A 10,835-nucleotide genomic window follows, 5' to 3' on the forward strand; every position below is an offset into this window, starting at 1 on the left:
GCGTTGCAGACCGACCTGGCGGAGGACCTGCATGAGCTGGGCGTGGAGCTGTGGAACATGTACGGCCCGACGGAGACCACCATCTGGTCCAGCGCGCAGCGCGTGGCACACGGCCATCCGGGCATCGGCGATGCCATCGCCGCGACGCAGCTGCGGGTGCTCGACGCCGACTTGCGGCCCGTGCCGCAGGGCGTGGCGGGCGAGCTCTACATCGGCGGAGTCGGGCTGGCGCGCGGCTACCTGCATCGCCCGGGCCTGAGCGCGGAGCGCTTTCTTGCCGACCCGTTCGACGAGGCGGGCGGGAGGCTCTATCGCACGGGCGACATGGTGCGCTGGACCTTCGACGGCCGGCTGCAGTACCTGAGCCGGGTCGACCACCAGATCAAGATCCGCGGCTTCCGCATCGAGCTCGGCGAGATCGAGACGCAGCTGCTCGCGCAGCCGGAGGTGCGCGAGGCCGTGGTGGTGGCGAAGGAAGGGCCGGGCGGCGCGCGGCTGCTGGCCTATGTGTCGCCGCAGGCCGGCCACGAAGCCGATGCTGCCAGCCTGCGAACGCGCCTGGCACAAGCGCTGCCCGAATACATGGTGCCCGCCGCCATCGCGGTGCTGCCTTCGCTGCCACTGAACGTGAACGGCAAGGTCGACCGCAAGCAGCTTCCCGAGCTGGAGCAGGGCATGCAACGGGTCTACGAAGAGCCGCAGGGCAACGCGGAGCAGGCGCTCGCGGCCGTTTGGGCGCAGGTACTGGGCCTCGAGAGGGTAGGGCGGAACGACAGCTTCTTCGACCTCGGCGGCCATTCGCTGCTGGCCGTCCAGATGGTGGCGCGCGTCCAGTCCGCGATGCAGGCCGACATCGCCATCCAGGATGTATTCCGCCACCCGGTCCTGAAAGACATGGCATTGCACACCGGAGCCCCGGCCACTCAGGGAGGCGCCGACGACGCGCTTTCGGCCGTCGACTCCTTTATCGACAGTCTGGGAGAAGTTTGATGAGCAGCAGCAACAACAACAGCAACGGCAGCGCGACGACGCAGCGCATCGCGGAGCGCTTTGCGCAGTTGTCGGCGCAGCAACGCCGCGCGGTATTCCAGAAGATCCGTGCCGAAGGCCTGCGCATCGGGCAGTTCCCCATCGTCGCGGGCAGCGCCGCATCGGGCGAGGAGCGGACGCTGTCGTACGCGCAGCGCCGCCAGTGGTTCCTGTGGAAGCTCGATGCAGCGAGCACGGCGTACCACATCTGCGGCGGCCTGCGGTTGCAGGGCGAGCTCGACGTCGACGCGCTGAGGGCCGCATTCCAGACGCTGGTGGCGCGCCATGCATCGTTGCGCACGGTCTTCGCGCCCACGGACGACGGGCTGGCCGAACAGGTGATCGTGCCTTCGCTGGCGTTGGACATCCCGCTGGTCGACCTTAGCGCCGCCGGGGAAACCTCGCGGCGCGAGGCGCTGGCGGCGGAAGAGGCAGGCCGCGTGAACGACACGCCCTTCGACCTCACGCGTGGCCCGCTGCTGCGCGTGAGCGTGATCCGCCTGGACGCGAGCCAGCATGTGCTGGTGGTGGTGATGCATCACATCGTGTCGGACGGCTGGTCGATGCAGATCCTCGTCGACGAATTCATGGCGCTGTACGCCGCAGGCGTGCAGGGGCGGGAGGCCGCCCTGCAGGCTCTTCCCGTGAGGTACGCCGACTACGCGACCTGGCAGCGCCACTGGATGGAGGCTGGGGAGCGCGACAGGCAGCTTGCCTATTGGCGAGAACAGCTCGGCACCGAGCATCCGGTGCTGCAACTGCCGACGGACCATCCCCGCAGGGCCGAGGGTGGATACCGCGCTGCGCACCACGGCCTCGCAGTGCCGCAGGCACTGGCCGCGCGCCTGCAGCAGCGCGCGCAGGCACAAGGCGCTTCGCTCTTCATGGCGCTGCTGGCGGGCTTCCAGGCCCTGCTGCATCGCCATACCGCGCAGGACGACATCCGCGTGGGCGCGCCGGTGGCCAACCGCAACCGCGTCGAAACCGAAGGCGTGGTCGGCTTCTTCGTCAATACGCAGGTGCTGCGCAACCGTATCGACGCGCGCATGCCGCTGCGCCAGGTGCTGGAGCAGGCGGCCCAGGCGGCGCTGGGCGCGCAGGAGCATCAGGACCTGCCTTTCGAGCAGCTGGTCGAGGCATTGCAGCCCGAGCGCAGCATGAGCCACAGCCCGCTGTTCCAGGTGATGCTGAACTTCCAGCGCGAGGGCCGGCGCGGCGCGCAGGCCCTGCCAGGCCTCGATGCGCGGAGCTATGCACTGGGCGGACAGGCCGCGCAGTTCGAACTGACGCTCGACGCCGTGCAGGACGAAGCCGGCGAGGTGCGGCTGAAGTTCGTCTACGCAAGCGAGCTGTTCGACGCGGACACCATCGCGCGCATGGGCTCGCACTACCTCGCGCTGCTGGAGGCGCTGGCGGACGATCCGGCGCGCCCAGTGGGCGACGTGCGCCTGCTGGGCGAGGCCGAGGCCTCGCTGCTCGAGGACTGGAGCCGCGTGCGCCAGCCGGAGGTGGGTGCCTCCGCGCGGACGCTGCACGCGATGATCGAATCGCAGGCGCTGGCGCGTCCCGATGCGGTGGCGGTGGTGTACGAAGACGCGAAGCTCGGCTACGGCGAGCTCAACGAACGCGCCAACCGCCTGGCGCACCGGCTGATCGCGCTGGGCGTGAAGCCCGAGACACCCGTGGGCCTCGCGGTGGAGCGTTCGCTGGACATGGTGGTGGGCTTGCTGGCCATCCTGAAGGCCGGCGGCGCCTACGTGCCGCTGGACCCGCAGTACCCGCGCGACCGGCTCGCCTACATGGTGGAAGACAGCGCGATTTCGCTGCTGCTCACCCAGAGCGACGTGCGCGACTGCATCGAGGCCCGCGACGGCCTGCGCGTGCTGGAGCTCGACACGCTCGAGCTGGGCGCGGAACCCGCCGCCAACCCCGGCGTGGCGGTGAATGCCGACAACCTGGCCTACGTCATCTACACCTCCGGCTCCACCGGCCGGCCCAAGGGCGCGCAGCTGTGCCACCGCAACGTCGCGCGCCTGCTCGATGCGACCGAGCCGTGGTTCAGCTTCGGGACCGAGGATGTGTGGACGATGTTCCACTCCTACGCCTTCGACTTCTCGGTGTGGGAGATCTTCGGCGCGCTGTGCACCGGCGGCCGACTGGTGGTGGTGCCCTACTGGGTCAGCCGCTCGCCCGACGATTTCCTGGCTCTGCTGCGCGCGCAGAAGGTCAGCGTGCTCAACCAGACGCCCTCGGCCTTCGGGCAACTGATCCATGCGCCGGCGCTGGATGCCGGCGAGCGCCTGGCGCTGCGCTGCGTGATCTTCGGCGGCGAGGCGCTCGAGCCCGAGAGCCTGCGGCCCTGGATGGACCGCTACGGCGACAGCAGCCCGCGGCTCGTCAACATGTACGGCATCACCGAGACGACGGTGCACGTCACCTACCGGCCGATCACGCGGTCCGACCTGGAGGAAGGACAGCGCAGCCCGGTGGGCATTGCCATTCCCGACCTGGGCATGCACGTGCTCGACGGCGAACTCAACCGGCTGCCCGTGGGCGTGCCCGGTGAACTCTACGTGGCGGGCGCGGGCCTGGCCCGCGGTTACGGAAACAGGGCAGGGCTCAGTGCCGAGCGCTTCATCGCCGATCCCTTCGGCCGTGCCGGCGAGCGCCTGTACCGCACCGGCGACCTGGTGCGCTGGCGTGCCGACGGCCAGCTGGAGTACCTGGGGCGCATCGACCACCAGGTGAAGATCCGGGGGTTCCGCATCGAGCTGGGCGAAATCGAGGGGCAGCTGCTCGCCCAGCCCGGCGTGCGCGAGGCGATCGTGCTGGCCAAGGACGCGCCAGGAGGCGCGCGGCTGGTGGCGTACGTGTCGCCGCAGGCCGGGCGTCAGCTCGACGTGAGCGCCCTGAAGTCCGGGCTCGGCGCGGTGCTGCCCGAGTACATGGTGCCTGCCGCATGGGTGACCATGCCGCAAGGGCTGCCGCTGAACGCGAACGGCAAGGTCGACCGCAAGGCGCTGCCGGAGCCCGAGCGCGGCGGCGCCGAGGCCTACGAGGCGCCGCAGGGGCCGATGGAGGAAGCGCTGGCGGCCGTGTGGGCCGAGGTGCTCGGCGTGGAGCGCGTGGGCCGCGGCGACAGCTTCTTCGAGCTGGGCGGCCATTCGCTGCTGGCGATCCAGCTGCTGGAGCGCATGCGGCGCGAGGGCTGGAGCGTGGAGGTGCGCACGCTGTTCCAGAAGCCCAGGCTGGCGGAGTTCGTGCAGGCGCTGGCGCCTGCCGGCGGGGCTGCCGAGGCGTCGTCCGTCGCCGATGCGCGCGAAAGCCGCATTCCTGCGGATTGCGAGGTCATCGAGCCCGACATGCTCGACCTCATCGAACTGAAGCCCGAACACCTGCGCGTCATCGAGGCCGAAGTGCCGGGCGGCGCGGCCAACATCCAGGACATCTATCCGCTCGCCCCGCTGCAGGAGGGCATCCTGTTCCACCACATGATGCAGGCCGAGGGCGACGTCTACGTCAACTCCTTCCTGCTGGGCTTCGACAGCAAGGCGCGCCTCGCGGGCTTCGTCGACAGCCTGAACGAAGTCGTCGCGCGCCACGACATACTGCGCACCGCCGTGCTGTGGGAAGGGCTGCCCGAGCCGGTGCAGGTGGTGTATCGCCGCGCCGGGCTGCAGGTGCAGTGGCTGGAATTCGGCGCCGGCGACGACGTGGCCGCTCGGCTCGGCGCCCACGTCGACCCCGCGCACTTCCGCATCGACGTGCGCCGCGCGCCGATGCTGCGCGCCATCGCCGCGCACGACCCGGCGAACCGCCGCTGGCTGCTGCAGGTGCCCAGCCACCATCTGGCGCTCGACCATGCTTCCGAGGAAGTGCTGGTGGAAGAAATCGCGCTGATCCTGCGGGGACGCCGCGATGCGCTGCCCGCGCCCGTTCCGTTCCGCCGCTTCGTCGCTCAGGCGCGCTTCGGCGCGAGCCCGCAGGAAGCGGAGAAATTCTTCACCGCCATGCTCGGCGACGTGGCGGAGCCCACGGCCCCGTTCGAGCTGCTCGACGTGCGCGGCAACGGCAGCGAACTGGCCGAAGCCCGCCTGCTGCTCGATGCCGGCACCTCGGCACTGCTGCGCCAGCAAGCGCGCGTGGCGGGCGTGAGCGCGGCCACGCTGTTCCACCTGGCGTGGGCGCTGGTGCTGGCCAAGACCACCGGGCGCGACGACGTGGTGTTCGGCACCGTGCTGTTCGGCCGCATGCAAGGCGGCGAGGATGCCGGGCGCGCGCTGGGCATGTTCATCAATACGCTGCCGCTGCGCGTACGCCTGGGCACGCGCGACGTGGCCGCCTGCGTGCGCGAGACGCACGCAGCCCTCACCGGGCTGCTGCATCACGAGCACGCGCATCTGTCGCTGGCGCAGCGCTGCAGCGGGCTGCCGAATGGGACGCCGCTGTTCTCCACGCTGCTCAACTATCGTCACATCGCCCACCGGGAGCTCGACGCCGACCACGAAGCCGCCTGGGGTGGTATCGAGAACCTGGGCTTCAAGGAGACTTCGAACTACCCGTTCGCGATGTCGGTGAACGACCGTGCCGACGGCTTCGAGCTGATCGCACAGATCGACGCGTCGGTCGGTGCGCAGCGCGTGTGCGACTACATGCATGCCGCCGTGCGCCGCGTGATCGACGCGCTGGCGTCCGGCTCCACCCAGCCGGCGGCGGGCTTCGACCTGCTCACCGCGCCGGAGCGCGACAGGCTTGCCGCATGGGGCGCGAACGTGGAGTCGTGGCCCGGCATCGAGCCGGTGCACCGGCTGGTCGAGCGCCAGGCCGTGCTGCGGCCGGAGGCGACGGCGCTGATATTCGGCGACGAGCTGCTGAGCTACGCGGAGCTGAACGCGCGCGCCAACCGGCTGGCGCACCGGCTCGTCGCGATGGGCGTGAAACCCGAGACCCGCGTCGGCCTCGCGGTGAAGCGCTCGGCCGACATGGTCGTCGCCCTGCTGGCCATCGCGAAATCGGGCGGCGCCTACGTGCCGCTCGATCCCACCTATCCGGCGGACCGCCTGGCCTACATGGTGGAAGACAGCGGCATCGCGCTGCTGCTCACGAACAGCGAGGCGGGGCAGCGCATCGAGGCGCCGCGCAGGCTGGCGCTCGACACGCTGGACCTGGGTGCGCAGCCCTCGCACGACCCCGGCGTGCCGGTGCACGGCGGGAACCTGGCCTATGTGATCTACACCTCCGGCTCCACCGGCAAGCCCAAGGGCGTGGCCGTTGCGCACGGGCCGCTGGCCATGCATGTGCAGTCCATCGGCGAGGCCTACGGCATGACGCCGGAAGACCGAGAGCTGCAGTTCGCCTCCATCAGCTTCGACGGCGCTCACGAGCGCACCTGGGTGCCGCTGGCCTTCGGCAGCGCGCTGATGCCGCGCGACGAGGAAGTCTGGTCGGTGGAGCGCACCTGCGCCGAGATCGAGCGGCATGGCATCACCATCGCCTGCTTCACGCCGGGTTACCTGCATCAGATCGCGGAGCTCATGGGCGAGTCGGCCAGCCGGCTGCCCATCCGTTCGTACACCGTGGGCGGCGAGGCGATGCCGCGCACCAGCCTCGAGCTCGTGCAGAGGGTGCTGAAGCCGCGGCGCGTGATCAACGGCTACGGCCCGACCGAGACCGTGATCACTCCGATGATCGCGAAGGCCGAGGGCGGCATCGGCTTCGACAGCGCCTACATGCCCATCGGCCGGCTGATCGGCGACCGCACCGCATACGTGCTGGACGCGAGCCTGTCGCTGGTGCCGCCGGGCGTGGCCGGCGAGCTCTACCTGGGCGGAGAGGGCCTCGCCCGCGGCTACCTGAACCGGGCCGGCCTGAGCGCGGAACGCTTCGTGGCCGATCCGTTCGACGACAGGGGTGGCAGGCTCTACCGCACCGGCGACCTCGTGCGCTGGGGAGCCGACGGACAGATGGAGTACCTGGGGCGCATCGACCACCAGGTGAAGATCCGCGGCTTCCGCATCGAGCTGGGCGAGGTCGAGGCGCAGCTTCTCGCGCAGCCCGAGGTGCAGGAGGCCGTGGTCGTGGCGCGCAAGGGGGCGAGCGGTGCGCGGCTGGTGGGCTATGTGTCGCCGCTGCCGGGAGAGCTCGTCGACGCGCAGGCGTTGCGCGAACGGCTGGCCCAGGTGCTGCCCGACTACATGGTGCCCGCGGCCCTCGTCGTGCTCGATGCGCTGCCGCTGAACGGCGCGGGCAAGGTCGACCGCGCGGCGCTGCCCGAGCCCAGCTTCGCGGGCGCCGGAGAACACGAAGCCGCGCGCGGCGAGGTCGAGCAGATGCTCGCCGCCGCCTGGGCCGCGGTGCTCGGCGTGGAGCAGGTGGGGCGCACCGACAACTTCTTCGAGCTGGGCGGCGATTCCATCCTCAGCCTGCAGATCGTCGCGCGGGCGCGGCAGGCGGGCTGGAAGCTCACGCCGCGCCAGCTGTTCGAACGCCAGACGGTGGCTCAGCTCGCCGCTGTGGCGCAAAAGGTGGAGGAGACAGGGCCGGCCGGCCATTCGGTGGCCGAAGGCGAGGTGCCGCTGCTGCCGATCCAGGCCGCGTTCTTCGAGCAGGCGATGCCTTCCCGCCACTGGAACCAGGCCGTGCTGCTGCAAAGCCGTGAGCCGCTGCAGGTCGCTCCGCTGGAGCAGGCGCTGGCCGCGCTGGTGCGCCAGCACGACAGCCTGCGCCTGCGTTATGCACGGGGAACGGAAGGAGAAGGCACCTGGCGGCAAGCCTATGCGCCGCTGTCCGAGTGCGAGGCGCAGACCGTGCTGTGGGTGCGGCAGGCCCCCGACGCGGCGGAGATCGAACGCCTGTGCGACGAGGCGCAGCGCAGCCTCGACATCGGGCAGGGGCCGTTGATCCGCGCATTGGCCATCGAGGTGCAGGACGGCAGCTGGCGACTGCTGCTGGCCATCCATCACCTGGCGGTCGACGGCGTGTCGTGGCGCATCCTGCTGGAAGACCTGCAGACGGCCTACGCGCAATGTCGCGCGGGGCGGCCCGTGGTGCTGCCCGCCAGGACCAGCAGCTACAAGGATATGGCGCTTGCGCTGCAGGCTCATGCGGCCGAGCACGAGGAGGAACTGGGCTTCTGGCGGGCGCTGGCCGGAACGCCCGTCGCGCTGCCCTGCGCCAGGCCCGGAGGCAGCAACCGCACGGCCGACATGGCGAGCGTGGAACTGCGCCTGGACCGCTCCCGCACGCAGGCCCTGCTGAAGGACGCGCCCGCGGCCTATCGCACGCAGGTCAACGACCTGCTGCTCACGGCGCTGGGCCGCGCGCTGTGCGCCTGGGGCGGCCACGAGTCGATCCTGGTCGAACTGGAGGGCCATGGCCGCGAGGACCTGTTCGAGCACGTCGACCTGTCGCGCACCGTGGGCTGGTTCACCAGCCTTTTCCCGGTGGCGATCGAGCCGCTGGGCGAGCCCGGCGAGGCCATCCGCCGAGTGAAGGAGAGCCTGCGCCGCATTCCGGACAAGGGCCTGGGCTTCGGCGTCTTCCGGCACATGGGCAGCGAGGCGCAGCGCGAGGCGATGCGCGCGCTGCCGCGGGCCCGGGTGGTCTTCAACTACCTGGGCCAGTTCGACGGCAGCTTCGACGAGAACGCGCCGTGGGTGCCGGCCGCGGAATCGGCTGGCGCGTCGGTGGACGAAGGCGTGCCGCGCGAGCACGAGTTCTCCGTCAACGGGCAGGTCTACGACGGCGAACTGGCGCTGAGCGTGAGCTTCAGCCGCGAGCGCCACGAGCCCGCGGCGGTGCGCGGCTGGGTGGAACGCTTCCAGTCCGAGCTCGAGGGGCTGATCGCACACTGCACCAGCGGTGCGATGGGTGTCACGCCCTCTGACTTTCCGCTGGCGCGTGTTAGCCAGGCGCAGCTCGACCGGCTGCCGCTGCCATGCAGCGAGCTCGCGGACCTGTACGCACTGTCGCCGATGCAGCAGGGCATGCTGTTCCACAGCCTGTACGAGCCGCAAGGCAGCGCCTATGTGAACCAGCTCCGGGTGGATGTCGACGGGCTCGACGTGGCCCGCTTCCGGCAGGCGTGGCAGGCGGCGCTGTCGCGCCACGACATCCTGCGCAGCGGCTTCCTCACCGAAGGCAAGGCGCCCGCGCAATGGGTGGCGCGGCATCTCGAAGTGCCGCTGGCGGTGCACGATCGACGCGACGACCCGAGCCTGGCGCAATCGCTCGATGCGCTCGCCCGGGACGAACTGGCGCGCGGCTTCGACCTGACGCGTCCACCGCTGATGCGGCTGGTGCTGGTGCGCACCGCCGATCGGCGCCATCACATGCTCTGGACCGTGCATCACCTGCTGCTGGACGGCTGGAGCACCTCGCAGCTGATGGGCGAGGTGCTGCGGCACTACGACGGCCAGGTGCTGCCGGCACCAGGCGGGCGATACCGCGACTACATCGAGTGGCTGCAAGAGCGCGACTCGAACGAAAGCGAGCGCTACTGGCGCGCGCAGGTTGCCCTCGTGGAAGCGCCCACGCGGCTGGCGGCGGCCCTGCCCGGGGCGGCACACGACGGCGGGCGCGTCGGCCAATCGGTGCGTCACGGCGCGCTCGATGCCGCCGCGATGCAGCGGCTGACGCAGGTGGCGCGCCGGGAGCGCGTCACCGTCAACACCATGGTGCAGGCGGCATGGGCGCTGCTGCTGGGCCGCTACACCGGCCAGCGGCACGTGGTGTTCGGCACCACCGTGGCCGGCCGCTCGACGGAGCTTCCTGGCTCCGCGCAGATGCTGGGCCTGTTCATCAACACGCTGCCGATGGTGGCTTCGCCGGGCGCCGGCAGGTCGGTGGGCGAATGGCTGCGCGAACTGCAGGCACGCAACCTCGCATCGCGCGAGCATGAGCACACGCCGCTCTACGAGATTCAGCGCTGGGCCGGGCAGGGCGGACAGGGCCTGTTCGACAGCATCGTGGTGTTCGAGAACTACCCCGTCGACCAGGCGCTGAAGGAACAGGCGCCCGGCGGACTGGTGTTCGGCGAGGTGCACAACCGCGAGGAAACCAGCTACCCCATGACGGTGACGGTGCACGGCGGGCAGACGCTGTCGCTGGCTTTTCATTTCGCGCGCGACCAGTTCGACGATGCCGCCGTGGCTGCGATGGCGCGGCACCTGCTTGCGTTGCTGGAGGCGCTGTGCGGGAACCCGGCGCGAGCGCTGGGCGAGGTGCAGCTGCTGGCGGACGGCGAAGCCGTGCAACTGCAGGTGCTCGGCGAGGAGCTGGCGCATCGGCCCTATGAAGAGCCGGTGCACCGCCTGATAAGCCGGCAGGCAGCCCGCACGCCGGATGCGCAGGCTGTGGTGTTCGGCGAAGCCTCTCTGAGCTACGCGCAGCTGGATGCCCGGGCGAATCGCCTGGCGCACCACCTGATCGCACTGGGCGTTCGCCCCGACACCCCCGTGGGCATCGCGCTGGAGCGCAGCATCGAGATGGTGGTGGGCCTGTTGGCCATCCTCAAGGCCGGCGGCGCCTACGTGCCCATCGACCCCGAGTACCCGAAGGACCGCATCGCCTACATGCTCGAGGACAGCGGCGTCTCGCTGCTGCTCACCCAGAGCCACGTCGCCGCGACGATCCCCGTGCGCGACGGCGTGCAGACGATCGAGCTGGACCGGCTGGACCTGGAGACCGGCCCCAGCGCAGACCCCGACGTGCCCCTGCACGGCGAGCACCTGGCCTACGTCATCTACACCTCCGGCTCCACCGGCCGGCCCAAGGGCGCGGCCAACCGCCACCGCTCGCTGTACAAC

1 pseudogene is annotated in these 10,835 nt (G+C 70.6%); it reads left to right on the top strand.

The annotated features are described in order from the left end of the window. Positions 1–10,835, top strand: a pseudogene (locus tag BMY35_RS37290) (amino acid adenylation domain-containing protein); the annotation flags it as partial.

Origin of the sequence: Variovorax sp. YR750, from assembly GCF_900109805.1 — a bacterium.
GTDB lineage: Bacteria > Pseudomonadota > Gammaproteobacteria > Burkholderiales > Burkholderiaceae_C > Variovorax > Variovorax gossypii.